25 protein-coding genes, 1 tRNA gene and 2 pseudogenes are annotated in these 26,702 nt (G+C 33.5%); 19 read left to right on the forward strand and 9 right to left on the reverse strand.

The features are described 5' to 3' along the window. Window positions 1-23 precede the first annotated feature (23 nt). Window positions 24-2,648, forward strand: coding sequence for a glycoside hydrolase family 31 protein (locus ACZZZT_RS12830; protein WP_463460667.1), 2,625 nt, complete (start codon window positions 24-26; stop codon window positions 2,646-2,648). Between the two features lie 277 nt (window positions 2,649-2,925). Here ACZZZT_RS12830 and ACZZZT_RS12835 read toward each other — a convergent pair whose 3' ends face one another. After that, window positions 2,926-3,288, reverse strand: a complete 363-nt coding sequence (locus tag ACZZZT_RS12835; RefSeq protein WP_073398083.1) for a winged helix-turn-helix transcriptional regulator — start codon at window positions 3,286-3,288, stop codon at window positions 2,926-2,928. 98 nt (window positions 3,289-3,386) lie between these two features. On the opposite strand from ACZZZT_RS12835, the gene ACZZZT_RS12840 reads away from it, so the two are divergent. Next, a complete protein-coding gene (locus ACZZZT_RS12840; protein ID WP_463460668.1) occupies window positions 3,387-3,704 on the forward strand; it encodes a nitroreductase family protein in 318 nt (105 codons plus the stop codon). Beyond that, the gene (locus ACZZZT_RS12845; RefSeq protein WP_463460669.1) at window positions 3,686-4,012 is read left to right on the forward strand and encodes a nitroreductase family protein; all 327 of its coding nucleotides are present in this window, start codon (window positions 3,686-3,688) and stop codon (window positions 4,010-4,012) included. Before ACZZZT_RS12840 ends, ACZZZT_RS12845 begins: the two co-directional genes overlap by 19 nt. Window positions 4,013-4,283: 271 nt before the next feature. On the opposite strand, the gene ACZZZT_RS12850 is transcribed toward ACZZZT_RS12845, so the two are convergent. Next, entirely contained in the window at window positions 4,284-4,490 is a 207-nt protein-coding gene (locus tag ACZZZT_RS12850; protein ID WP_463460670.1) for a helix-turn-helix domain-containing protein, read from the reverse strand. Window positions 4,491-4,967: 477 nt separating this feature from the next. On the opposite strand from ACZZZT_RS12850, the gene ACZZZT_RS12855 reads away from it, so the two are divergent. The 3 genes and pseudogenes from ACZZZT_RS12855 to ACZZZT_RS12865 all read left to right on the forward strand — a co-directional run. Next, on the forward strand, window positions 4,968-5,402 hold the full coding sequence (locus ACZZZT_RS12855) for a hypothetical protein (protein ID WP_463460671.1): 435 nt from the start codon (window positions 4,968-4,970) through the stop codon (window positions 5,400-5,402). After that, window positions 5,393-7,512 (forward strand): annotated as a pseudogene (locus ACZZZT_RS12860) (cation:proton antiporter domain-containing protein). Before ACZZZT_RS12855 ends, ACZZZT_RS12860 begins: the two are co-directional and overlap by 10 nt. Window positions 7,513-7,603: 91 nt before the next feature. Continuing rightward, window positions 7,604-7,845: pseudogene (locus ACZZZT_RS12865) on the forward strand (DDE-type integrase/transposase/recombinase); the annotation flags it as partial. A gap of 291 nt (window positions 7,846-8,136) precedes the next feature. Here ACZZZT_RS12865 and ACZZZT_RS12870 read toward each other — a convergent pair. Then, window positions 8,137-9,111, reverse strand: coding sequence for an alpha/beta fold hydrolase (locus ACZZZT_RS12870; protein ID WP_084540308.1), 975 nt, complete (start codon window positions 9,109-9,111; stop codon window positions 8,137-8,139). An 89-nt stretch (window positions 9,112-9,200) separates the two neighbouring features. On the opposite strand from ACZZZT_RS12870, the gene ACZZZT_RS12875 reads away from it, so the two are divergent. Next, window positions 9,201-10,061, forward strand: coding sequence for a LysR family transcriptional regulator (locus ACZZZT_RS12875; RefSeq protein ID WP_073397990.1), 861 nt, complete (start codon window positions 9,201-9,203; stop codon window positions 10,059-10,061). A 350-nt stretch (window positions 10,062-10,411) separates the two neighbouring features. Here ACZZZT_RS12875 and ACZZZT_RS12880 read toward each other — a convergent pair. The 5 genes from ACZZZT_RS12880 to ACZZZT_RS12900 form a co-directional block, all read right to left on the reverse strand. Continuing rightward, window positions 10,412-10,495 (reverse strand) — tRNA-Tyr (locus ACZZZT_RS12880). Window positions 10,496-10,680: 185 nt separating this feature from the next. Next, a complete protein-coding gene (locus tag ACZZZT_RS12885) occupies window positions 10,681-11,046 on the reverse strand; it encodes a TlpA family protein disulfide reductase (protein WP_082036966.1) in 366 nt (121 codons plus the stop codon). A 39-nt stretch (window positions 11,047-11,085) separates the two neighbouring features. Continuing rightward, the gene (locus ACZZZT_RS12890) at window positions 11,086-11,847 is read right to left on the reverse strand and encodes a DUF4369 domain-containing protein (RefSeq protein WP_042565396.1); all 762 of its coding nucleotides are present in this window, start codon (window positions 11,845-11,847) and stop codon (window positions 11,086-11,088) included. A 259-nt stretch (window positions 11,848-12,106) separates the two neighbouring features. Beyond that, window positions 12,107-12,547: a KTSC domain-containing protein gene (locus ACZZZT_RS12895; RefSeq protein ID WP_026983258.1), complete on the reverse strand. Its 441-nt coding sequence runs from the start codon at window positions 12,545-12,547 to the stop codon at window positions 12,107-12,109. A 324-nt stretch (window positions 12,548-12,871) separates the two neighbouring features. Beyond that, window positions 12,872-13,123, reverse strand: a complete 252-nt coding sequence (locus ACZZZT_RS12900; protein WP_042565397.1) for a hypothetical protein — start codon at window positions 13,121-13,123, stop codon at window positions 12,872-12,874. Between the two features lie 86 nt (window positions 13,124-13,209). Here ACZZZT_RS12900 and ACZZZT_RS12905 point away from each other — a divergent pair, with 86 nt between their 5' ends. The 12 genes from ACZZZT_RS12905 to ACZZZT_RS12960 all read left to right on the forward strand — a co-directional run bounded on the left by ACZZZT_RS12905 (window position 13,210) and on the right by ACZZZT_RS12960 (window position 24,263). Beyond that, entirely contained in the window at window positions 13,210-13,752 is a 543-nt protein-coding gene (locus tag ACZZZT_RS12905) for a hypothetical protein (protein WP_463460672.1), read from the forward strand. Continuing rightward, on the forward strand, window positions 13,752-13,898 hold the full coding sequence (locus tag ACZZZT_RS12910; RefSeq protein ID WP_089075917.1) for a hypothetical protein: 147 nt from the start codon (window positions 13,752-13,754) through the stop codon (window positions 13,896-13,898). Before ACZZZT_RS12905 ends, ACZZZT_RS12910 begins: the two co-directional genes overlap by 1 nt. 93 nt (window positions 13,899-13,991) lie before the next feature. Next, window positions 13,992-14,219, forward strand: coding sequence for a hypothetical protein (locus ACZZZT_RS12915; RefSeq protein WP_073397993.1), 228 nt, complete (start codon window positions 13,992-13,994; stop codon window positions 14,217-14,219). Further along, the gene (locus ACZZZT_RS12920; RefSeq protein WP_463460673.1) at window positions 14,209-14,586 is read left to right on the forward strand and encodes a YchJ family protein; all 378 of its coding nucleotides are present in this window, start codon (window positions 14,209-14,211) and stop codon (window positions 14,584-14,586) included. Before ACZZZT_RS12915 ends, ACZZZT_RS12920 begins: the two co-directional genes overlap by 11 nt. Before the next feature lie 106 nt (window positions 14,587-14,692). Continuing rightward, the gene (locus ACZZZT_RS12925; RefSeq protein WP_042565401.1) at window positions 14,693-15,811 is read left to right on the forward strand and encodes a vWA domain-containing protein; all 1,119 of its coding nucleotides are present in this window, start codon (window positions 14,693-14,695) and stop codon (window positions 15,809-15,811) included. A gap of 305 nt (window positions 15,812-16,116) precedes the next feature. Then, the gene (locus ACZZZT_RS12930; protein WP_463460674.1) at window positions 16,117-17,580 is read left to right on the forward strand and encodes an AAA family ATPase; all 1,464 of its coding nucleotides are present in this window, start codon (window positions 16,117-16,119) and stop codon (window positions 17,578-17,580) included. 240 nt (window positions 17,581-17,820) lie between these two features. Beyond that, complete coding sequence (locus ACZZZT_RS12935; RefSeq protein WP_463460675.1) at window positions 17,821-18,384, forward strand: 2OG-Fe(II) oxygenase; 564 nt, start codon at window positions 17,821-17,823, stop codon at window positions 18,382-18,384. A 121-nt stretch (window positions 18,385-18,505) separates the two neighbouring features. Continuing rightward, on the forward strand, window positions 18,506-18,943 hold the full coding sequence (locus ACZZZT_RS12940) for a MarR family winged helix-turn-helix transcriptional regulator (RefSeq protein WP_042565404.1): 438 nt from the start codon (window positions 18,506-18,508) through the stop codon (window positions 18,941-18,943). A 5-nt stretch (window positions 18,944-18,948) separates the two neighbouring features. Then, complete coding sequence (locus ACZZZT_RS12945) at window positions 18,949-20,268, forward strand: serine hydrolase (RefSeq protein ID WP_463460676.1); 1,320 nt, start codon at window positions 18,949-18,951, stop codon at window positions 20,266-20,268. A gap of 30 nt (window positions 20,269-20,298) precedes the next feature. Then, window positions 20,299-21,153 carry an EamA family transporter gene (locus ACZZZT_RS12950; protein WP_463460677.1) on the forward strand — a complete coding sequence of 285 codons (855 nt, stop codon included), beginning with the start codon at window positions 20,299-20,301 and terminating at the stop codon, window positions 21,151-21,153. A gap of 447 nt (window positions 21,154-21,600) precedes the next feature. Then, window positions 21,601-22,887, forward strand: a complete 1,287-nt coding sequence (locus ACZZZT_RS12955; RefSeq protein ID WP_463460678.1) for a Glu/Leu/Phe/Val family dehydrogenase — start codon at window positions 21,601-21,603, stop codon at window positions 22,885-22,887. Window positions 22,888-23,042: 155 nt separating this feature from the next. Continuing rightward, the gene (locus tag ACZZZT_RS12960) at window positions 23,043-24,263 is read left to right on the forward strand and encodes a sterol desaturase family protein (RefSeq protein WP_463460679.1); all 1,221 of its coding nucleotides are present in this window, start codon (window positions 23,043-23,045) and stop codon (window positions 24,261-24,263) included. 566 nt (window positions 24,264-24,829) lie between these two features. Here the strand turns inward: ACZZZT_RS12960 and ACZZZT_RS12965 are convergent. Then, the gene (locus ACZZZT_RS12965) at window positions 24,830-26,359 is read right to left on the reverse strand and encodes a DUF6377 domain-containing protein (RefSeq protein ID WP_463460680.1); all 1,530 of its coding nucleotides are present in this window, start codon (window positions 26,357-26,359) and stop codon (window positions 24,830-24,832) included. Window positions 26,360-26,702 lie beyond the last annotated feature (343 nt).

The raw sequence follows: 26,702 nt of genomic DNA on the forward strand, positions 1-26,702 counted from the left end.
TTATAATTCTAGATAAAGATTAAATGAAAAAAATAACCATTCTATTTATCTTCCTGATTCCAATATTTTGTATTGGACAAGTGGTTAAGAGCTATAAGAAATATAAAGATAAAGTAATTATAGCTTTCGATAAAGGTGAACTGCATTTAAGTCCTCTAACCGAAAATACCGTAAGGATTCAGTATGGCTTGGAAATGAAAAGTCAAATTCCTGAATTAGTTTTTACTTCGAAAGTTAAAGTGCCTGATTTTAAGGTTTCTGAATCCAACTCACTAATTGAAATTGCTACATCAAAAATGATTATTGCAGTAGATAAAAAGACTGGATCATTGTCTTATCGCGACCATGAGGGAAAAGTTTTTCTTAGCGAAAAACCTGATAGTCGTATTTTGAAACCAAGTTCAGTACAAGGTGTATCTTGCCAAATTGTTGAACAAGGTTTTAGCACTTTACCCGATGAATATATTTTTGGAACAGGTCAGTTTCAGGACGGATATTTAAATATTAAGGGATTACCCAGAAGACTAACCCAAGTGAATACACAAATTGCTATTCCATTTATAATGTCAAGCAAAGGTTATGGTTTGCTATGGCATAATTATGGTCTTACTGATTTTAATCCTGCTGATAGTATTGTTAAATTAAAGCCTGCAGGTATAAGTGGGGAAGCGATAACAGTTGATGTTACGACTACTAACGGAACACAAAAGGAAACTCGTCAGGACGGTGTTTTTACCGGAAATTTCACTATTAAAGATACAGATGAATACGCTATTCTGCTGGATGTGGGACAAAAAATGGCCAGAAAATGGCAATTGACAATTGATGGTCAAGAGATTCTTAATTTTAAGAATCATTGGCTGCCGCCCACAACCAGTACATTGGTTAAACTAACAGCGGGTAAACATGAGATTACAGTTACTGGAGAAAAAAATGATCTCCCCGTAGTGTATTATCGTAGAGTTACAAATGAAACAGTCTTTAGGTCACCTGTCGCTGATAGATTGGATTATGTCGTTTTTGCCGGAAATTCAGATGAGGTTATTTCAAGCTATCGTAATCTGACAGGACAGGCTCCGCTTATGCCCATATGGGCATTGGGCTATATTCATTGCCGTGAACGTTTTACTACTCAAGATGATTTGCTTGAGAATGCCAGAGCATTCAGGGAGAAAAAATTGCCAATGGATTTAATTGTTCAGGATTGGCAATATTGGGGTAAATACGGTTGGAATTCGATGAAATTTGATGAAAAAATGTATCCTGATCCGTCTGCAATGGTAAAAGAATTACATCAAATGAATATGCGACTAATGCTTTCCGTTTGGTCCAAAATTGATAAAGAAAGTGTTCTTGGTAAAGAGTTTAGTAACAAAAAATACTATATCCCAAATACAGAGTGGGTTGATTTTTTTAATCCTGATGCTGCAAATTATTATTGGAAAAACTTTAGTAAAAAACTATTAAAACCTTATGAAATTGATGCATGGTGGCAGGATGCTACTGAACCGGAAAATGATGATTTGGTAAACAGAAAAATAAATAACGGAACAATTCCCGGAGAGCAAATGCGAAATGTGTATCCGATGTACGTAACAAAAACAGTTTATGAGGGTTCTCGTAAAGATGCTCCGGATAAAAGGGTTTTTATTCTTACCAGAAGCGGATTTTCAGGCCAACAGCGTTATGCAGCAGCTGTTTGGACTGGAGATGTAGGTAACGATTGGGAAACCCTACGTCGACAGCTAACTGCTGGATTAAATTATTCAATAACAGGATTGCCTTGGTGGACTTTTGATGCAGGAGGATTTTTCCGTCCGGACAAAAGCCAATATACGGATACTAAATTTCACGAACGTTTTTTAAGATGGTTTCAGTTGGCTACATTCTCTCCGCTACAAAGAATACATGGATATGAAACAAATACTGAGTTTTGGAGATATGGTGAGAAAGTAGAAGCCGAATCTTTAAAATATTTAAACTTTCGTTATCGTTTGCTTCCGTATATTTATTCCCAAGCAGCAGATATAACATTTAAAAACGGAACCTTGATGCGTCCACTGATAATGGATTTTGCAAATGATACAAAAGCACTTCAACAAAAATATGAGTATATGTTTGGATCTGCGTTTCTTGTGGCGCCAGTTGTTTCAGAAGGTATGGAAAACTGGGATGTTTACTTGCCAGAAAATCAATCAGTATGGTTTAACTTTTGGACGGGAAAACAGTATAAAGGCGGACAAACAATACAAACAGCTTCGTCTCTTTCAATTATTCCTCTATATGTAAAATCGGGTTCTGTAATTCCAATGGGTGAAAAAATACAGTACACAAATGAAAAGCCTGCTGAAAATCTTGAAATTAGAATATATACAGGATCAGATGGCAAGTTTGAACTTTATGAAGATGAAGAAGTAAATTACAACTATGAGAAAGGAGCTTTTTCGATTATACCTTTTGAATGGAATGAGCAAAAACAAACCCTTACAATTGGAAAACGAAAAGGCAAAATCTTTAATGGGTTAATTGAAAACAGGGTATTTAATATCGTTTGGGTTAATGAATCAAACGGTGTTGGTCTCGAAAAAGCAGAGACAAATATTTCTGTAAAATACATTGGAAATAATATTGATATTTTAAGAGAATAAAAGTAAACTTTTATAATTTCATTCTAATTCTAAGCTTACGGTTAGTCATTCGTATAACAGTTTTTATGTTGAATTTATAGAGATTAACCCTCTTTAAAAAGTAAAATTATGATTTCAAAAATGTTATGTTACACCTGTGATTTAGTTGATGATGACGAATTAATAGATTTTTGAAAGCTGTTAAAACAAGCGATATTGTATTGTTTATAACACAAACAGATACAGTCCATTTTGACGAAGGAATGTACAACGGCAACCTGCAGTAGTGATAAACAGCTCAATCCTTTTTCATTCTGCTAATGATGCGTTTTCTGTGAATGAATCCCCAATCTGCTATTGTATTAGTGAGCTCTTTAAGCGAATTGCCGTACTCTGTAATTCGATATTCGACGGCAACAGGCGCAGTGCTTAACACTCTACGCTCAATAAGCTCATTTATTTCCAGATCTTTCAATTCGCGGCTGAGCACTTTGCCGGAAATACCTTTAACCTCATTCAGCAGTTCGGAATAGCGCATTGGCTTATAGCACAAGCAGGCAACGATGGACATTTTCCATTTCCCATTTAAAATATCCATTGTATCGCTGATCGCTAATATTTTATGGGCGCAATCTTTTATTGGTTCAAATTTCTGTTCCATATCATTTAGGTGGTTACCCATTTGTCACTATAACTTTTTGTCACTTAGTGACAAATATACACATAACTGATATAGCTTTGCATTAAAATTATATAAATATGGAATTGATCAAAAATTTACAATGGCGATATGCTGTTAAGAAATACACAGATGAACTGGTTAGTGAAGACAAGATTGACCAAATCATCGAAGCCATCAACCTTAGCGCTTCTTCCTGCGGGATACAGCCTTATCGCCTGATTGTGGTAACTAATCCTGAAATACGACAAAAATTAGCGGAGGGATCATTCAATACTCAGATCTTGGATTCTTCTCATTTACTTGTTTTTGCTGCATTTAACAATATAACCAGCGAGTACATTGCAGATTACGTAGCAATGATGGAAAAAAACGCGCTTTGGAAGTTGGGGCTCTAAATCCTTTAAAGGATGCAGTGACTTCTTTTTTCACTCAAACTCCCGAGCAACACGCGATTTGGTCTGCTAAACAAGCTTATATTGGACTTGGAACTGCCTTAATCGCAGCGGCTGAACTTAAAGTAGATGCTACTCCTATGGAAGGTTTTGATCCGGAGTTATTTAATAATGTTTTGGGTTTGTCAGAAAAGAATCTTCATGCTTCTGTCATTATTTCTTTGGGCTATCGCGATACTGCAAACGATTATCTGGCTTCAATGCCAAAAGTTCGCCTGCCAATTGATCAATTTGCAACTAAAATAAAATAATTGAACTACTATTTACAGATGTGATAAATTATCAGAATTTAAATTCAATTTTGATTCGAACTTATTAAAGTAAAAAATAATAAACCTCCAAAAAAGTTTGGAGGTTTTTATTATTGACTGTACTGTAATATGTTAATTACTGATAATGATATTATTCCGTTTTCATTTTTCGCTCAAATTCTCGTTCCACATCGATATATTGATTATCACAACGTAAATTTACCTAAATCTCCGCGATTACGGTTAGTGGTTGTCAGTGGTCGCTGTTTACTTATTCATTAACATATTCTAAAATGTCGGCTGGTTGGCAGTCCAAAGCTCTACAAATAGCTTCCAAGGTGCTAAAGCGGATCGCCTTAGCTTTTCCAGTCTTTAATATTGAAAGATTAGATAATGTCAAATCAACTCTTTCAGAAAGTTCATTCAGAGAAACTTTTCGTTTTGCCATCATCACATCCAGGTTTACAATTATTGGCATAGCTTACACTGTTAAGTCGTTTCGTTTTGGATTTCAACTCCTTTTTGAAAAATTGTCGCAATAACATAGACTACGGCTGCCGTCAATATAAATGCCTGATTGTCTACCCAAAACTCGTTTAGATTGTCGATAACATAACCATGATGTTGTAAGTTTTAAACTAATTTACTGTAATCTTTTTTAATTTCGTGGCTTACTTTAATTGAAATTTACTGATTTATTCTTATTTTCTATATCAACTTTAATGGAAGCTTATTGTTTTTAAGGTTTCTTTTATTTTGTATAGCGGTATATTTTGGTTAAATTGTATATCCAAAAAAGATTTATGAAACAATTACCTCTACTATTAATTCTTGCCTGTATTTTTATTTCCTGTCAAAGCAGAAAAGAACAGGAGCTGCTGAAGAGAGAAAAGGCTATAATTTTAAAGGAAGAAGAATTTGAAAAAAAGAAGCAGATTATAATGCATTACTCTCTATGCGCGACAGCATCTTTGCTTTAAAAGACACTATAAATAAGGATGCTGAATTAATTACGGAATGGCCGGAATCGCTTAAAGGTTTCTGGAACAGTAAGATGCTGTGCAGAGAATCAAACTGCAGCCAGTACGTTATAGGAGACCAGCGTAATGAAGCCTGGGAATTTGTATCTGATTCTACCGGAACTTATACGAATGTTCTAAATAATAAAAAGCTTGTCAGGGTATTTAAGGCAAAATTCCTAAAAAATAAAATAATGCTTGAATTCAGCAGTGACAGTGTTTCTAAAAACAGAGTAAAAATGAATGTGGTTCTTGATGATATCAAAGAAAATATTATTAAAGGCACGCAGACTATTACCGGACAGGATAACTGTTCTGCCAGATTTGCGGTAGAACTTACACTTCCTCAAAAAAATAATTTATGTTATTAAGTATACAACACGTTAGTCTTCCTATTGAAGATCCAGTGCTAAAATTCCTTATCGAACTCATTATTATTTTATGTATTCCGCTTTTACTGAATAAAATAAAAGTGCCGCATCTGCTTGGCCTTATTATAGCTGGTGCTGTTATAGGCCCAAATGGATTTAACGTTCTTGCCAGAGACAGCAGCATAGTGGTAACAGGTACTACAGGACTGCTGTATATAATGTTTCTGGCAGGACTGGAGATAGACATGGGTGACTTTAAAAAAATAAATGGAAGAGTATCACTTTTTCGCTGTATACCTTTATTGTGCCATTTGCCCTGGGACTTATAGGCGGATATTATATACTTCATTTTTCGCTCTTAACCTCGGTATTGTTTGCCAGTCTTTTTTCGTCACACACTCTTATTGTATATCCAATGGTGAGTAAACTCGGAATAGCAAAAAAGCTGGCAGTAAATGTTACGGTAGGCGGAACAATGATTACAGATGTACTTTCACTAGTAGTATTAGCTGTTGTAGTAGGTATGTCACAGGGAGAAGTAGGTACTTCATTTTGGGTTACACTATCTGCTTCCATGCTGGTATTTGCTTTAGTAGTTTTACTTCTTTTTCCCATCATAGCACGCTGGTTTTTTAAGAATGTAGAAGACAAGATTTCGCAGTATATTTTTGTAATTGTAATGATATACCTTGCAGCCTTACTGGCAGAATTAGCAGGAATAGAAGCCATTATCGGAGCATTTTTTGCTGGTCTTGCTCTAAATAGGCTTATACCTCACACTTCATCACTTATGAACAGGGTAGAATTCGTGGGCAATGCTATTTTTATTCCTTTTTTCCTGATCAGTGTTGGTATGCTGATTGATTTTAACGCTTTTATCCAGAGCTGGGAAACACTGGGGGTAGCCTCAATTATGCTTATTGCTTCAATAGGAGGAAAATACGCAGCAGCTATCTTAACTAAAAAGACATTTAATTTTACAGATGATGAAGGCAGGCTTATTTTCGGAATGAGCGCCGCCTCTGCAGCAGCGACACTTGCATCTGTAATGGTAGGATATAATATTATTTTATCTGAAAATGAAGCAGGCGAGCCTGTGAGGCTTTTAAACGAACATGTGCTTAATGGTAGTATTCTACTTATCCTGGTTTCCTGTACTATTTCATCTTTTGTATCAATGGCAAGTGCCCAGAGGATTGCCGATGCTGATAAAGAAGAAACTGCGGCGGGTACGGGTGATGAAGAAGAAAAGATTCTGCTGGCTGTAAATCATGAGCATACTGTTGAGAAAATGGTTAACCTGGGACTTCTTATAAAAAATAAAAGTAATAAAGACAAGATTTTCGCACTTAATGTGATTAATGAAGAAAAAAGCGAGTCGTCTTCAAAAAATGCAGAAAAACTGCTGAGTGAAGCTGTAAATATGGGCGCAGCTGCGGATGTTAAAATAAATCCGATAACACGACATGACAATGATGTAATTGCGGGTGTTAATAACGTGGTAAAAGAACAGAATATTACGGATCTGATTATTGGTCTTGAAGAAGAAAAAGGATTCTCAACCTCTTTTATTTATAATCTTTATAACGGTTACCTGCAAAATAAGCATATAAATTTGATTATCTATCATGCGGTCCAGCCAGTGTCAACTATTAAAAAATATGTTGTTCTTATTCCTGCCGATGCGGAGCGCGAACCAGGTTTTTTCCATTGTTTATTAAGGATTTGGAATATCGGAAAAAACTCGGGCGCTAAAATGAGTTTTTATGCAAACGATAAAACTCTTGATGTATTGAAAAGCATTATTAAAAAGGCAAATATTGAAGCTGTTTTTAATGCTGTAACTTCCTGGCAGGAGGCTGAAAATATGGCAAGCAGTCTTGAAGAGGATGAAGGGCTTATCATTCTAATGGCTGACAGGGGTATGCACTCTTATTTTCCTCAGATGAAAGAAGTGCCTGAAATTTTAAATAAAAAACTCCATAATAACAATTATTTATTAATTTATCCTTTCTCAAAAATTGATAATACGGTTACAGAAAAAAGATCCGTAAGTAATCTTGATGATTTTGCTGATATTGGAAAAATTATTGGCCGAATTTTTAAGTAAGAAAATAGTGGTTCTGTCGCATTTGGTAATAACTTTTATCTTTATAAATTTAAGCTCATCCAAAATGAATACTAACTACAGGCTGATAGTAATCAATATTGATAAAAGTGGTTCTAATTTGGCAGCTATCAAAGTATACAACAAGCGTTCGTTTTCAAAGATTAAAATCCGGCAATGTAAATATCTCAACAATATTGCAGAACAGGATCATCGTTTTATCAAATGGCATAAAACGGATTAGGCTTTAAAAGTTTTGAATCAGCTATACGAAAATTGAGTGGAATTGAAGTTGTGCATATGCTGAGAAAGAATCAAATGGTTAGACTAGGTTGACCATGTTTAAATCATTTTGTAAATTAGCAGTTTAGCTTTTGAATTACTTAAATATTTGTATTTAATTCTGATAGATGCGACAGAACCATACTCTGATTCTTTTAATTATTTGAAAAGCAAAAATATAGTTTTATAGTAAATAACAGAAAAATATCAACCCTTTTAAATCGCATAAAAGCGAGTTGGAAGAAAAATGCAAACTAATTTTTTGTAAAAAAAATATCAGGTCCACTTTTATTAAAAAAAATAGCGGTCTTTTATAACCGCTATTTTAAATATATTATAGCCTAATTATTTAGGAAGTTTGGCAAGAAACAACAATATATCAGTTCCGATTTCTTTATAATGAGTTTCCAGGGCAAAATGACCCGTTTTATAGAACTTTACAGTAGTATTTGGATTGTCACGTTTGTATGCTTCTGCTCCTGCGGGAAGAAAATAAGGATCCTGACTGCCCCAAACAGCTAACATCATAGGTTTTTTATCTCTAAAATAAGCTTGAAATTTAGGATATAAAGCAACATTGGTTCTGTAATCTTTTAGCAGGTCAAGCTGTATCTCGATGTTTCCCGGGCGATCCAGAAAATGCTGATCCAATGTGTATGTTTCAGGTGCGATAAGAGCAGCATCCGAAGCACCTTCGTGATACTGATACCAGGTTGATTCTTTAGAAACAAAATCCTTAAGCGCGTCTCTGTTAGCCAGCGAAGGATCTTTCCAGTATTTCTGAATAGGATTCCAACCATTGCTTAATCCTTCTTCGTAGGCATTGCCATTTTGTGATATGATGCCAGTTATCTTTTCCGGATTAGCAAGAACAAGCCTGTATCCGGTTGGCGCGCCATAATCGAATACATAAATGGCAAAACGTTTTAAACCAAGCTTATCGATAAAGCCCTGCATAGTGTTGGTAAGATTATCAAAAGTATATTGAAAACTAAGATGATCCGGTGCATCTGAATAGCCAAAACCAGGCAGGTCCGGAGCTATTACATGATATTTTTTGCTTAAAATAGGAATAAGATTTCTAAACATATGAGATGATGTAGGGTAACCATGCAGTAATAATACAATTGGAGCATTTTTAGATCCTGCTTCACGATAGAATATCTTTAGTCCGTTGACTTCCGTGTTATTGTAATGAGTGGTATGAATTTCAGTGTTCTCTTTTGTAGTTAAAGAGTTTTTAACTTGTGCATTTACATTTGTTCGTGGTAGCATAATTATAGCTAGAATTAGAATTAAGGATTTAATTGTGTTTTTCATATTTTCAATTGTTTAAGACAAAAATACAGTCTATATTTGATACCTGAAAACGATTTATAATGATCTAATCAATCACTAAAAGTGATACTATGAATAGTAATGACCTGAAAATATTTGAAGCCGCAGCAACACTCGGAAGTTTTACGAAAGCTGCAGAAGCAACCTTTACGGTACAATCAAACGTAACGGCTCGCATAAAAAATCTCGAAGATGAATTTGGAGCTGAACTGTTTAGAAGAGTAGCCAGAAAAGTGGTTCTAACTGAAGCAGGGGAAACACTTTTGCAATATGCTAAAAAAATAGGACGATTATTGGATGATGCAAAAAGTGATATACAGAGTGCAGACAAAATAGGAGGGACAATACGCATAGGGTGTATTGAGACCACTATGGCTTTTAAAGTGCCAGAAATCATCAAAGGTTTTGCAGAATTTTATCCCAATGTAGAGCTTGAATTTTATTCTTCGATGTTGTCAGCATTGATAAACGATGTAATCAGTTATAAACTTGATGCTGCTTTTGTTGCAGCACCCATAAATATTCCGGGTTTACAGCAGCTTATTGTTCGTGATGAACAACTTGTAATAATTGCAGGTGGTGATGTGGATAAGCTTTCGGTAGTATTGAAACAAGAACCTTTAAAAATAGTAGTTTTTGAGCAAGGTTGTTTTTTCAGGGCGCGACTTGAAACCTGGCTCGGTTCAAAAGGAATCCTCCGTTATAAAAGTACCGTAATCAATTCGATAGAAGGCATTATTAATTTTGTGGAGGCAGGTCTTGGTATTAGTATACTTCCTGCAGAAGTGGTAAATCAGTATTACAGGAACAGAAATATAAAAACTTTTCCTTTAACTAAAGAACTTGCCACGATGACTACAGTGTTAATTTACAGAAATGATGAAGAACCTTCAAAGGCTTTAAATGTATTTTTAGATCAGTATCGGAATTAAATCGGAATTTGTGGGAATGGCCAAATTATATTGCCAACGCTTTATATAAACAATATTCATGAAAAGAATAATTTTAATTGTTAAAAGTAGTTTGTGCCACGATTCTGCCACAAAACTTAGACAGGTGAAATATCTTCAAAAAACGTCATAACTTTTTGTGGCAGAAAAGGTATCCACTCCAAGACAAAAGTGCCACGATTTTACCATAAAACTTTTGAGTGTTTTTATAAAGAATGAAAACTGCCTTAAAATGCAAAAAACCTGCGAATCCTAGGATTTGCAGGTTTTACCACGTTTTTTATGGGTTTTTGAAAAGATTGAAAAAGTTGCCTTTATTTCTTTTACCCTTTTGGTGGGGAGAGCAGGATTCGAACCTGCGAAGTTCACACAGCAGATTTACAGTCTGCCCTCGTTGGCCGCTTGAGTATCTCCCCGATCTCAGCATTGATGCGCTTTGTTGTTCTAAGCGGTTGCAAATATAGGAACGTTTTTCATGTTTACAAACAAAAAACGAACTTAATTTTAAGTTATTTTAAAGTTATTTTTTAATTCATTGGAATTGAATAAAATAAAAAAATCTCCACTAGGGAGATTTTTTAAGTTTTTTTAAAAAGTAGGATTATTTTGCTAATAATTCTACGATTTTTGCTTTCAATTCAGGACCTCTTAAGTCTTGAGCAACCACTTTTCCTGACGCATCAAGAATAAAAGTTGCCGGAATAGATTGAACTCCGTATTGAGCTGCAATTGGCTCGTCCCAAAATTTTAAGTTCGAAACGTGTGTCCATGTTAAGCCATCTTTTGCGATAGCTTCTGTCCATTTGCTTTTTTCTTTATCCAAAGAAACCCCAATAATATTTAAGCCTTTAGAATGTAATTCTTTGTAAATGGCTACAACATTCGGATTTTCTTTTCTGCATGGTCCGCACCATGAAGCCCAAAAGTCAACAATAGTTACTTTTCCTAAGCTTTCTTTAAGCGAAATTACTTTCCCTTCAGGATTGGGTGCAGAAAAATCTGATCTTCATTTAGCGTCACCAACAGGAGGAGCTGTTGCACCAACTGCAGGCATTTTTGCTTGACCAAGTTTTGTTTTAATTTCTTTACCAGGAGCTGTGTTTTTCAAAGACTCATCTAAAGAGTTGTATAAAGCTTCTGCTTTTTTAACATCTGTAGAAGGATCTCCTAACATACCTTGAATAATCAATGCAGAAATATAAGATTTTGGATGACCTTCAGCATAAGCTAAATATTTCTTTTTAGAATCTGCCTGAACCTCAGTTTGAATTTTCATGTATTGTTTCATCAAACCGTTGATAGTTGCTGTATCTTGAGCTTGTTGAGCTGCCTGCATTTTTTGAGTGTTGTTTTTTTGAAAATCAACTAATGCTTTTTGAGTTTTAGTAAGCTCTTCGTTGAATTTTACATACTCATCATTATTGTAAGTTCCAGAAATTTTAGATTTGTGGATACTGTCTTTATCGATTGCAATTTTAATTTCTCCTGTTTCTAAGATAAAAGGAATTGGCCCGTTTGCACCTTGAAGAATTAAAGTATGAAATGCTGGTTCAGTTACTTTTCCTTTAATTTCAAATTTTCCATTTTCTACTTTTACTGTATCAAGAGCTAATGGCATTTTTGTTGTTGGGTCCTGACCTTGAAGAATGATCGTTTTTCCGTTTTCAATTCCAGTTGCAGTTCCTGTAATTAGGTATTCTCCGTCTTTAACTTTGCTGCAAGAAATTATCGCTACAGAAGCGGTAAGTAAAAAAAGTATTTTTTTCATTATAAAAAATTAATTAGTTAATTGATTTGTGCAACAAAAGTATCTAAAAATATAAAACTTAAAGAATTTTGTAACCTAAAATTTTGTTATAGTTTTTTTATGCTTAATTCTCATGTTTTCAGTGTGTTTGCTGACTAAATTTGACTTAAAACTTTTAATTATATTATTATTTGGAAATAAAACATGCAATTTTCTGATTTTTAAGCATAAAAAAAGCATCCTGTTGTCAGAATGCTTTTATAAATATTTGGGTATAAATCTATTCCTGATTTGTTTTCTTTCTCCAGGTAAAAGAGTTTAAAATGTGTCTTTTTGCGAATCTTCCAGGAGAATCAGCGTTTACCATTTTCACGTAAGTTGCTTTAGGAACACTAATGTATTCGTAAACACTTCCGTTAGAAAAATCGATAATTAAACGACCTTCAACAAATTTATAATCGGTAATTGAACAAGTTGAAATCGTTTCAGTATACTCAGGTAAATTTGCTTTAATTGTCTCAGGATTAATACTAACCAAAAAGTGGTAAGCCTCAATAATAGCTTTACTTTTTTCTTCTGCAGCTTTTAAACCAGCATCATCACCTTGAAATTTATCAGGATGAGATTCTTTCATCGCATTACGATAAATGGTTTTCAAATCTTTTAACTCTGCAGTTTTATCAACGTTTAGTAACTTGCGGTATTCAACTATTTTTTTCATAAATAAAAGGTAACTTATTGTCTATTAGTTTGAAATGAGTGTTTTTTACTTCAAAACGACAAATTTTTTGCAAAGGTACACTTTTTTTTAACTTTTTACTTTTGAAGGAAAAAATATTGTAAAAAATTAAGAGTTAACGTTTAAGTGGTGAAATTTTACAGCAAAATGCAAAGTTTTTATACATAAATCACCTGTAAACCGCATCCCGAAGCCTCGGGACGCAAAGCTATGTGTTATAACTTTGCGAACTTTGCGAAACCTTTGTGGACTTTGTGGTTAAATTCTCATTTCAAAACCTGAAACAAATAAAACCAGGAACAAAAATTACTTATTTTCCGGTTTATGATTTGCCTTATCAAAGTTTTTAGACTTTTTAGGATATTTGTCATAACTAATATCGCTTGGATTTTCAATTACAGATTTAATTGTGATCCAATCACCTACGTTAAAATTAGTATGTGCAATTTTATAATCTAAAAGATATTCACCACAAAAATAATTGTTGTTTTCATCTTTTTCGATGATACCGGTGTAAACTCCTTTTTGGGGCATTTTTTCTTGTGAATCTTTAGACATGACTTTTAAATTTAAAATTAAAGCAGCAAAGTTAATCAATTAATGTTTGTTTTAGGGAGTTCGCAACAATCTCAGTATATTTGCATATGCAAAAAAACTTTAAGCCACATCCTAATTCGTTTAAAAATACATTCTGTGTTTTTCATGAAGTACTTGGAGATGAAATTGAAGGGTTAAAAAAACAGTTCGAAAGCAAAGCCGGAAGTACCTATTATTATACCGAAGCCGGAATGTATCGCGTTTCGAATCATTGGGGAAGACTTGCCAACAGTAAATGGCGGTTAGTAGCACGCGAGCCTGAAACGGAATCAAAAACTAAAATAGGTTTTGCCGCATGGAGTGAATTTCATCCGGATAATGCCGAAGAAAAACTATATTATATCGATGCTGATTTTGATAAAAATACCGTAACCTATCAGCATAAAAATAACCCGGATTATGATAAAAAAGCAATTTTAAGAACGAGTTTTGAAACGACAAAACGCATCAAACAAATCCGAAATCTGCAGCAATTAACTTCCTGGGCTAAACATTTTGATTATGATGATATTGCCGACTTACGAAAGCAAATTATTACCGAATTGATTTACACCGAGAAAACTTTAGAAGAAATTAAAAGAGAAATATAATGGGACGCAACAACGAAAGGAATATCAAAAAACACAACGACAAATTGCACAAAGCCCAAAATAAAGTAAAACAGGCTGAAATTGCACGTAAAGAAAAACTAAAAGAAATAATCAAAAAGTTCAACGAAGATAAAAAAGAAGAATAGAAATAATTGTTTCAAGTTTCAGGTTTCAGGTTTCAAGTTGCGTCAAGTAACCTGAAACCTGAAACCTGAAACTTGAAACAAAAAACAAAAGATATGAAATTCGAAGATTTAAAAGTAAGAGTGCAGGAAATCATTGATTTGATAGCTGCAAAACAAGAGAGAGAAGCCAATAATAAACTGCTTGAAGTAAGTGATGATTTAGACGAAATGCTGGATCACGCAGAAGAAGATGAAGATTTGAGAGAAATTAGCCGTTATCAGGTTTTATTGAATCAATTGCATGTAAAAATTAACGGCGAAGAGCAGGTTGATGGAGAATAAATGTTTTTGCGATACAGGTTTATTGTTTAAAGATTGCTGCGGATTGTATCTTAAAAACAATCAAAAAGCGCCAACAGCTTTAGCGCTAATGCGTTCGAGATATTCGGCATACGCGACTCATAATGCTGATTATCTTTTGGAAACTACTTATGTTTCGGAAAGAAAGTATTATTCAAAAACTGAAATTTTAAAATGGGCAACAAGTAATAAATGGCAAAAATTAGAAATTCTTAGTTCATCAGAAGATACAGTTGAGTTTAAAGCCTATTTTTTAGATGTTAATAATAAGCCTCAAACACATTATGAATTTTCGACTTTTAAATTAGAAAATAATGTTTGGTTTTACGTTGACGGAAAGTTTGAATAATTGCTAAATTTATAAGGGAATTCAACCTCTTTTGTTTGAATATTTTAACTAAAAATTAATAAACGTTTCTTTTTTCGTAATTCTAAAATAGCTTAATTTTAGAATTATGAAAAACGAATTTAAAAAAGGTTTTTATTTTAAGACGTACGAAGCCCCATTTCAGTCTCCGTTTGAAAAGCTTTTTGGAATTTTTAAAGAGCTAATCACCCATACTTCGGGCGATTTTGATGAAGCAATAGACTGGCTTCGGGAGTTGGATAAAGAATATAAACTGACCGACGAAAACTACACAATCGATGATTTTATCGAAGATTTAAAAAAGAAAGGTTACATAAAAGACGAGGTTAAAGAAGATGGAACAGGAGGTTTTGGTATTACTGCTAAAACAGAACGTGCCATTCGACAACAAGCCTTAGATCAGATTTTTGGAAATTTAAAGCGTTCCGGAACAGGAAATCACAAAACTAAGCATGCCGGAAACGGCGATGAACATACAGGAGAATTTCGCGAATTTAATTTTGGCGATGGTTTAGAACGTATTTCATTGACAGAAAGTTTGCGAAATGCACAAGTCAATAATGGAGTTGAAAGTTTCATGTTGACCGAAAATGATTTGGTTGTAGAAGAAACGCAATACAAAGCCCAAATGAGTACGGTTTTGATGATAGACATCAGTCACAGTATGATTTTGTATGGTGAAGACCGAATCACGCCTGCCAAAAAAGTTGCAATGGCTCTGGCCGAATTAATCACAACGCGTTATCCAAAAGATACGCTTGATATTTTGGTTTTTGGAAATGATGCCTGGACGATTCCCATAAAAGATTTACCGTATTTACAGGTTGGTCCGTATCACACAAACACAGTTGCTGGTTTGCAATTAGCGATGGATATTTTGCGTAGAAAGCGAAACACAAACAAGCAAATTTTCATGATTACCGACGGAAAACCAAGTTGCGTGCGCGAACGCGACGGTTCTTATTATATGAATAGTAATGGTCTCGACGAATATATTGTAGACAAATGCTACACACAGGCACAGCAAGCCAGAAAACTCCATATCCCGATTACGACTTTTATGATTGCAAACGATCCGTATTTACAGCGTTTTGTGAATCATTTTACAGAAGCCAATCAGGGAAAGGCATTTTATACAGGACTAAAAGGTTTGGGCGAAATGATTTTTGAAGATTATGAAACGAATAGGAAGAAGAGAGTTCGTTAGTTAGGTTCAAAGTTGCAGAGGTTCAAAGGGACAAAGGTTTTTATAGACAACGTAAAAAGATTTAGGTTCAAAGTTGCAGAGGTTCAAAGGAATAAAGGTTTTTATAGACAACGCATACCGTAGAGGAGCACAGCAGTGCGTCTAACATAAAAGAGATTTAGGTTCAAAGTTGCAGAGGTTCAAAGGAACAAAGGTTTTTATAGACAACAGATATCGTAGAGGCGCACAGCAGTGCGTCTACGCAAAGTAATGACACAATATTTGTCATTCACAAATAATAATAACAACACAGATATTTCAATAAAATGAAAATAGAAAACATAAACACATTAGGTCAATTAAAAGCTGCAGGATATAAAAGCATAAGTATTAAAGACGAATTGCGAAATAATTTGCGTGAGAAGATAAAATCCGGAGCTCCTGTTTTTGAAGGTGTTCACGGATTCGAAAATACTGTAATTCCAGAATTGGAGCGTGCTATATTATCTCGTCATAATATCAATTTATTAGGACTTCGTGGTCAGGCAAAAACGCGTTTGGCGCGCAAAATGGTCGAATTGTTAGACGAATATATTCCGTTTGTTTCAGGTTCGGAGATTAACGACGATCCGTTGAATCCAATTTCTCGATTTTCAAAAGATTTAATTGCAGAAAAAGGAGATGAAACGCCAATTTCATGGCTGCACAGAAGCGAACGTTTTTTTGAAAAACTAGCCACGCCGGATGTTACCGTAGCCGATTTAATTGGAGATGTTGACCCAATAAAAGCTGCCAATTTAAAATTATCTTATGCAGATGATCGCGTAATTCATTTCGGAATGATCCCGAGAGCGAACCGTTGCATTTTTGTAATCAACGAATTACCTGATTTACAAGCCAGAATTCAGGTAGCATTATTCAATATTTTGCAGGAAGGCGATATTCAAATTAGAGGTTTTAAGTTGAGAATGCCACTTGATATGCAATTTATTTTTACGGCAAATCCCGAAGATTATACCAATCGTGGAAGTATCGTAACGCCTTTAAAGGATAGAATTGGTTCACAAATTTTAACGCATTATCCTGAAAGTGTTGCCATTGCAAGAACAATTACAGAACAGGAATCCAAATTAGATCAAAACCAAAGCGACATTGTTTATGTACCTGGATTAGCTCGTGATATTTTAGAACAAATTAGTTTTGAAGCCCGCGAGAGCGAATACATCGACAATAAAAGCGGTGTAAGTGCGAGAATGAGTATTACGGCTTTCGAAAACTTAATAAGTACAGCAGAACGCCGCGCTTTAAAAGCCGGAGTTGATAAAACAAATTTACGTTTGTCTGATTTTATCGGAATTATTCCGGCTATTACCGGAAAAGTAGAATTGGTTTACGAAGGAGAGCAGGAGGGAGCAGCCTACGTGGCGCAGAGTTTAATAGGTTCTGCAATTCGAACGTTATTCCCGACACTTTTGCCAAAAATAGAAAAGCTCGAAAAACCGGGAGAAAAAACACCATATTCTGATTTGATCGAATGGTTTTTTGCCGAAAGTGGTTTCGAATTATTAGACGATGCTTCGGATGCTGAATATCAGGGAATTTTGGATGAAGTAACTCCGTTAAATATTTTGGTGAAAAAATACCAGCCTGAACTGGATAAAGAAGATATTTATTTCTTCAAAGAATTTATTTTATGGGGATTGGTTGAATATAAAAAATTAAGTAAAGATCGTTTTGCACAAGGACATCAGTTTAAAGATATGTACGGAAGTTATATTAGTAAACTATAGTTTAATATAAATTATAAATTATAAATTAAGTTACGTCTTATAAATTTAAATCCGACAGGTTTTTAAAACCTGTCGGGTTTTTTATGCGCAACTATCTTTGCCAAAGTTTAAAACTTTGACAAAGATTTAGCAATCAACTATCATAATAGGTTTTTTATTTTATTGAAATTAAACCCATTACCATTTTTATTTAGTCTACCTTGCTCCGTTGGCTGCAATTGTAGTCTTCCCTAAAACAAAATGGAAGATAGTTTCGAAGATTTGATTTCGAGTTATATTGAGAATAAAGTAGGAATATCAGAGCATTTTTTAAGTGCTGAACTAGCAAATCATTTAAAACAAAATTTATTTGATTTAAACGACAAAAGTTTGTTGCTTGCTGCCGGAATTGGTAATTCAGAGAAACTATCTTACGACGGCGCCATCAGAAGTGATTCCATTTATTGGCTTGATAAAAAGCACAATAATGTTTTCGAAAATGAATTCTTCGATAAAATAGACGCTTTCATATTATACTTAAACGAAAGCTGTTACGCTGGAATTACCGGTTATGAATTTCATTATTCATTATATGAAGCCGGTGATTTTTACCTGAAACATTTAGATCAATTCAAAAATAACCCGAGTCGAAAATATTCTATGATCAGTTATTTAAATAGTAATTGGAAAGAAGCAGATGGTGGCGAATTAATGATTCATCAGGAAAACAACAATCAAAAAATTGCCCCAACTCAGGGAAAAACAGTTTTTTTAAAAGTAATGAATTGGTCCATGAAGTTTTGGTTACGCAAAACACAAGAATGAGCATTACTGGCTGGTTAAAGAGCGACTAAGAGATCCTTATAAATATTTAATTGTTTGGAGTTTGAATATTTTTAGAAATTATATTGATATATCAATTATATTTGTATCAAATAAAAAGGACATGAAACTTGAAAATCCAACCGGAACCGCGCTTTATTCAATAGAAAAAGCGATAAAGGAATATCGAAAACTGGCACAAAAAAATATAACCAAAGTTGTAAAAGACATTACGATAGATCAGTGTTTAGTATTAATTATACTAAATGATAATCAGAATATTTCTCAGAAAGAATTAGCAAATCTAGTCTTTAAGGACAATGCTTCGATTACAAGAATGATTGAATTAATGGTTAAAAAAGAATATCTAAACCGAACAATTCATCTCGAAGACCGCAGAAAATTTAATCTAGAAATAACAAATAAAGGAATAACAACTCTGGAACTAATGAAACCAGTTATCAAAATTAATAGAGAAACGGCACTCGATGGTTTATCATTAGAAGAAATAGCATTGTTAAACAAAACCCTCAATAAAATAATTGCGAATTGTAAAAAATAATAATTATGAAATTAAGATTAACACTAATTGCATTGTTGGTATTTACTTTTGGATATTCACAAAAAGAACTTGCGGGCAAATTAGAAAAATATATGGATGCTCAATTTGTCATTAATAATTTTAGCGGTACTGTTTTGATTTCTAAAAATGATTCTGTAATGTTGGAAAAAGCATATGGTTTTGCTGATTATGAGTGGAATGTAAAAAACACGATAGACTCTAAATTCAGTTTAGCTTCGGTTTCAAAGCAATTTACTGCTGTTGCTATTTTGCAATTGACAGAAAAGAAATTGCTTTCATTGGATGATCCTCTTAGCAAATATTTTAGTGATTTTCCTAAAGGAGAAAAAATAACTTTAAAAATGATGTTAACCCACAATTCAGGTTTACAAATGGATTTTGACGAGTTGTATCTGTCTAAAACAAATCTTGATAAAGATTCTGTTTATAACTATTTAACCAAAAAACCATTGTTGTTTGAGCCTGGAACAAGTACGGCTTACAGCAATATTGGATATTATTTTCTGGGGCGTATTATAGAGAAAGTATCTGGAAAATCTTATGCCGAATACCTAAAAGAGAATGTATTCGATAAAGCAAAAATGTATAATTCAGGTGTTTCAACTAATGATGCAATAGTAGATAAAATGACTCAATTGTATTATTTAAAAAATAATAAATTGGTAAAGAATCCCTATATCGATTGGAGTTGTAATTTAGGGCATGATGGTATTTATGCAACTGCTGAAGATTTATATTTATGGAATAAGGCGCTTTTTGATAGTGAAACCATTTTATCAGAAGAATCTAAGAAAGAAATGTTTACGCCTTATAATGAGCAAAATTTTGGTTTTGGAGTTGTAATAAATCCTTTCTATAATCAGGGACATCAATTAATTGCGCACGATGGAGGTTTCTACGGTGCTATGACTTCTTTTAATAAATACACACAGGATAAGGTTTTTATAACCGTTTTGTCTAATAATCAGTCAAAATCATATTATATCGCTTATGGTCTTGCCGGAATCTGTTTTGGAAAAGAAGTAGAGCTTCCGTACAAACACATTGAATCAGTAATAGATACAAAAGTTTTTGATGAGTATGTTGGCGATTATGATGGCATCAAAATTTTAAAGAAAGACAATAAACTCTATTATCTTGATTACAATATCGAACTGTTGGCGGAATCTCAGACGAAATTTTTTAGATCAGACAATAATAATATGACATTGGAATTTATTAAAAATAAAAAAGGAAAAATTACACAGTTAGAAATCAAAAAAGCGGGAATAAAAGAAGTGAAAAATAAAACTAAAGGAGTTTAAAACCTTATTTTTGTATTTAAAATATATAATATGTTATTTCTTCTTTTAAGTATTCTTTGTAGCGTAACTGTTGGTGTAATTTTCAAAATAACCCGTAAATATAACGGAAATCCAATTCAAATTGTAGCCTTCAATTATGTGTTTGCTCTCCTATTGTGTTACCTTACTTTTAGTCCGGATATTTCTGAAATTCACACAACTGCGCCGTGGAATATTTATCTTGCAATAGGAATTCTGTTGCCGGTTGTTTTCTTGTTTTTGATTGCATCCATAAAGCATATGGGAATAGTAAAAACAGATGCAGCACAGCGATTATCACTTTTTATACCAATACTAGCCGCATGGTTTATTTTTAAGGAAGAATTTAATACATATAAAGTTCTGGGAATCATAATTGGTTTTTTAGCGCTGTTGTTCATCTTAAAAAAACAATCTCAAAATAAAGAAAACAAATGGATTTATCCTGCTGTGGTTTTATTAGGTTTCGGATTAATCGATATACTTTTCAAACAAATTGCCCTTTATACCAATTTGCCTTATACAACTTCTTTATTTATTGTTTTTGATATTTCATTAGCGGTTTCTTTGCTTATCGTTATTTATGATGTTGCAATTAAAAAGGTAAAATTGGAAGCTAAAAATATCCTTTTCGGAAGTATGGTCGGACTCTTTAATTTCGGAAATATTCTGTTTTACCTAAAAGCACACAAAGCATTTTCAGAAAATCCCTCCACCGTCTTTGCCGGAATGAATATGGGGGTTATTATTTTAGGAAGCCTTGTTGGTCTGCTTTTTTTCAAAGAAAAACTATCCAAAATTAACTTTATCGGTATCTTTTTGGCCTTAATTGCCATTATTTTGATTGTTATTTCTCAATTTAAGTAAATTTTTCAACAGCTTAATACGTTAATTTACAGGTTCTTTTATGTTAAGTTTTAAAATAATTAAAACAAACTCGACTAATTCTATAGAATTTATAAAATATATTTATAAATTTGCTTCAACAATGAGAAACTCTAGCCAAAATATCATTCAGGTCATGTGCAGCTTCACGATGTGTTGCATGGTGAACTATGTAATGAAATGGCGTTAATAGAAAATGGAACTTGTTAGTTATTTTTTTTAGCCTTTCATGCACCATGAAAGGCTTTTTTTAGAACTATTAAAAAATCAATAAAATGAGATCAAATAGAAATACCAACATAATGATGCAGTGCTGTCTTATCAAAATTCCGTGTTGTAGACCAGGCAATTGTTTGCAATAACAATTCTCTTGGAAAAGAGTCAGGTAAATTCTAAATCAAAAAAATAACCCCAATTAAAAATATAAAAATGAGTACAGAAATAATTAAACAGAATCCCTTTCAGTCTATGATTGATCGTTTTAATATCGCGGCAGATATTCTTAATCTTGACGAATCAATCAGGCAAAAATTGCAAAGACCTAAAAAACAAATTGTCGTTAATTTTTCTATTGTTTTGGATAACGGAAACGTACAAAACTTCGAAGGATACAGAGTAATTCACAACACGGCATTAGGCCCATCAAAAGGCGGAATACGTTATGATAATGGCGTAAATCTTGACGAAGTAAAAGCATTGGCAGCCTGGATGACCTGGAAATCTGCCGTTACGGGAATTCCGTTTGGAGGAGCAAAAGGCGGTATTATTTGTGATCCGAGAACACTTTCTAAAAAAGAATTAGAAAAAATTACAAGAGCGTATACAAAAGCTTTATCTGATATTTTTGGTCCCGAAAAAGATGTTCCTGCACCGGATATGGGAACCGGTCCGGATGAAATGGGCTGGTTAATGGATGAATTTTCATTACTTCACGGCAAACCAATTCACGCTGTTGTAACCGGAAAACATTTGCATTCCGGAGGTTCTTTGGGCAGGGTAGAAGCAACCGGAAGAGGTGTAAGTATTATTACACTTTTGGCACTTCAAAAATTAAAATTAAGACCGGCAAGATCTACAGTTGCTATTCAGGGATTTGGAAATGTAGGATTGCATTCCGCATTGTTTTTACATCAAAAAGGATTGAAGGTAGTCGCAGTAAGTGATGTTTCAGAAGCATTTTACAACCCGGATGGACTTAATATTCCTGAACTGATTTTGTATTATAATCTGAATAATAAAAGCATCAAGGGATATCCAAACTCTGTTGCTATAAAACATGAAGATTTATTGCTTTTGGAAGTTGATGTCTTAATTCCGGCGGCGAAAGAAGATGTAATTACACAAAAAAACGCAAACGAAATTAAGGCAAAAATAATTGTAGAAGGCGCAAATGGTCCGGTTTCTTCAGATGCTGATCAGATTTTGCATGAGAACAATGTTTTGGTTGTTCCGGATATTTTGGCAAATGCCGGCGGGGTAACGGTTTCTTATTTTGAATGGCTTCAGAATTCGCTTTTAGAATCCTGGAGAATTCACCAAATCAATACGCGTCTCGAAGATATTTTGGAAAAAGGTTTTGAAACTGTTTTCAGGATTGCTGCAAAACACAACGTAACGCCACGTATTGCGGCTTATATCATCGCTTTGCAAAAAGTTGCCGATACGCAATCTGTAAAAGAAGTGGCTTTGAGTGCGCCAAAATTCAAACAGAATTAAGAACTGTGAGTTAATTTTCAAACATATAGAAACATAGATCTTTAATTTTTAATTCTCAATTTTTAATTTGAAAAAAAGCTATGTTTCTATGTGTTTAAAAAATATTAAAGAGATTGTAATTACTTGTATTATGAATCAAAAAAGTAATTTTTAAAATGGAACATATTAATTTTCTAGCGTTTGCTATGCCTGCGTTTTTCATTTTTTTGTTTTTGGAATATAAACTGGCACAGCGCAAAAAAAGACCTGAGATTTTCAATTATGAAAGCTCTGTTTCGAACATTAGTATTGGTATTGCCGAAAGATTAATCAATCTTTTTGTAGCCGCAAGTTTTTATCAACTCTATTATTTTATCTATAATAATTATCGATTTTTTGATATTCCAAGCAATGTATTTGTCTGGTTTGCCTTAATTCTCGCGACCGATTTTGTCTGGTATTGGTACCACAGACTAGGTCATGAAGTCAATTTTTTCTGGGCGGCGCATATTGTACATCATCACAGTGAAGAATTTAATTTTACGGCTGCAGCCAGAATTACTACTTTTCAGGCGGTTGTACGAACCGGCTTTTGGTGCATTCTTCCACTTGTTGGTTTTCATCCTACAATGGTAATCACGATGCTTATTGTTCACGGCGCCTATTCCTTTTTTACACATACACAGCTTATTGGCAAAATAAAATGGTTAGAATATGTTTTTGTAACGCCATCCGTTCATGGTGTTCATCACGCCTCTGACGAGAAATACCTGGATAAAAATTACGGAGATATGTTTACTTTTTGGGATCGTATTTTTGGAACTTTCCAGGAAGAAGAAGAAAAACCAAAATACGGATTAACGCATCCGCTAAAAAGCTACAGTTTCCTTTGGCAGCACTTTCATTATTATTTTGAAATATATGAATTATGGAAACGTTCTTCAGGATTTAAAGCCAAATGGAAAGCCGTTTTTGGAAGTCCCGCACACATGGATCAGGACATTCGACCGATATTAGAAAAACGCTTTTTGCAGGACAAAAGTAATCCGCACCAAAGGTTACGATTCCGTAATTATCTTTATATCCAATTGGGAATCTGTACTTTATTTCTAACTGTTTTTACTTATTATTTTGACTTTTTAAACCTCTTTGATAAGATTTTTGTGTTGACTTTTATTCTGATAACGTTAGTCAACTGTGGTGCTTTATTAGAACAGCGCAGATGGATTTATTATCTGGAATATGGAAGAATTTTTATCGTAAGCAGTTATTTTTTATACGAAGAAGATTTAACGGCATTTTTGTTTGTTCCGCTGGCGATTATGATTTTTGCAGAACAATTGTTTTCGTTGAGCAAACGTTATCAAAATGTAGTATTGCAATTGGAATCAGAATAAAAATAGGCCACAGATGACGCGGATGATACGGATTATCACAGATTTTTTATTGTATAAATTTGTATGATCTGGGCAGAATAAAATTATGAAGATTGCCACGAATTCACGAATTTTTATACATGCAGATGTAACAATAATTCGTGAATTCGTGGCGTTTTTTTGACACAGATTAAAATGTTTTTTCTAATCTGTGCCAATCTGTTCTAACCCGTTCAATCCGTGGGCAAAAAACAAATTGTTTTAAAATTCGTGAATTCGTGGCGTTTTTTTTGACACAGATTAAAATGTTTTTTCTAATCTGTGCCAATCTGTTTTAACCCGTTCAATCCGTGGGCAAAAAATTAAATTGTTTTAAAATTCGTGAATTCGTGGCGTTTTTTTTGACACAGATTAAAATGTTTTTTTCTAATCTGTGCCAATCTGTTCTAACCCGTTCAATCCGTGGGCAAAAAATTAAATTGTTTTAAAATTCGTGAATTCGTGGCGTTTTTTTTTGACACAGATTAAAATGTTTTTTTCTAATCTGCGTCAATCTGTTTTAACCCGTCCAATCCGTGGGCAAAAAATCATATCGTTTTAATCGCCATAATTTTCTCTTCAAAAGTATCTTTAAAATCTGATTTACTTTTGATTCTTGTTTTATACGTATAAATTGTAGCTACAGAAAGTTCCAGAAATTCTGCCATTTGACTACTGTCCTGAATCCCTAATCGATACAAGGCAAAAATGCGGAGTTCGGTATTTAAAAGTTCTCCTTTTTTAACGATGCATTTATGATCATTTGGAAATAAATTATTAAAATCGGTCACAAAAGTGGGAAATAATTTTAGGAAGATTTCATCAAATTGATGGAAGAGATTTTCCCGTTCTTCCTTTACATTATAACGCTTTAAACTCGCGATAACTTCATCTGTCTTCTTGGTGATAATTTTATGAAGCGTACTTTTCTGTATGTGATCAATTTTATTAATAAACGCCGATGTCGCCTTAATAAAATACGTAATATATTCTTCCTTAATTGCATTGGCTTCGCTTAAACTCACATTCATTTCCTGCAATTGCGCGTAGGAAGAAGCCATTATTTTACGGGCTTTATTCTTTTCTTTTAATTGTTTAAAGATGATAATCAGAAACAAAATAATAATCAAAGTCAGAATCGTTAACAGAATAATAATTCTTTCCAGTTTGTCATTTTTATCTTTTACATTATTCAGTTGTGCTTTTTCTATAATAGGCAAAATCGACGAAATTTCAATTTTTCTATGTCTTGCATTATAAAAAGTAGCATCGTCCATTGCGATATTAATGTACTCATTTGCCTTTTCTAATTCTCCCATTTTAAAGAGTTCGTTGGCGAGATTTCGCAACGCTGTAGTTTCTTTGGTCGCATTTTTAACATCTGCAATAGCCGCAAGTGCGAGATAATAAATCGCTTTTTTGGTATATCCTCTCTCCGAATAAATGTAGCCAAGACTCGAAGTTGCGATTCCGTAGTAATCCGGAGGCAAATTGTAGTTGTTTATCCAATAGCTAAAGGCAAATTCGGCGCCACGCCAATCTTGTTGTTTTAAGCGTTTTAAACTTTCTGCTGCCCAATATTCGTTGCTGTTGGTTCCAATTAATTCTAATGCTTTTTTCAGGAAATGATTTCCTTGTTGCACGTAATGAATATTAAAACGCTGGTCTTTATTATAATCGGCGAGATCATAATAAGCACGGGCTTTTATAGAATAATATTCGAATTTATTTTTCTGGTCGAGTTTTTGGTCATCGATAACATTCAAAGTGTCAATCGCTTCCTTAAATAATCCGGAGGAAAGCAATACGAAACCTTCTTTAATTCGGCTTTTAGCCAAAAACTTCGGATCTTTTAAAACAATGGCTTTGATTTTTGCTTCTTCCAGATAATAATAAGCAGAATCGTATTTAAAGGATTTATATTCTTCAAACAACGACATATAACAATTATACAATTGCTCGTTGTTTTGGTTCAAAGTAAATTTTGAAACGTCTTTTTTTATGGCCGCAATTTTATGATATTTCTTTTTTAAATAAACTTCCTTTTTCAGAAGCACTTTATCCAATTCTTCCAACACAGGATTTTTCTCTTTCGCAGCCAGAGAAAAACCTGCAATAAAAAATACAGAATCAATAGTATTCGCATAGTGTTTTGGTTAGGTAAAGTTAGTTTTTGATTTGTAGTTGTTAATTGGTTGATTCAGAATAATTTTAAAAGAGTTGATGATTGAGCAACTTTAAAATTAGCTTTTTGTATTTAAAAATGTGTGATTTATAAAGTCAAATCACTCTTAAATGTTAAAAGTAGTCTAATAATTTGCAATTATACAATAAAAAGCAATTATATATATGCATAGTGAAAAAAATACATGCATAAATTTAGATATTGTCATTATTACCATTAAAAAAACCTATAATTTG

Source organism: Flavobacterium sp. AC274 (genome assembly GCF_979258275.1).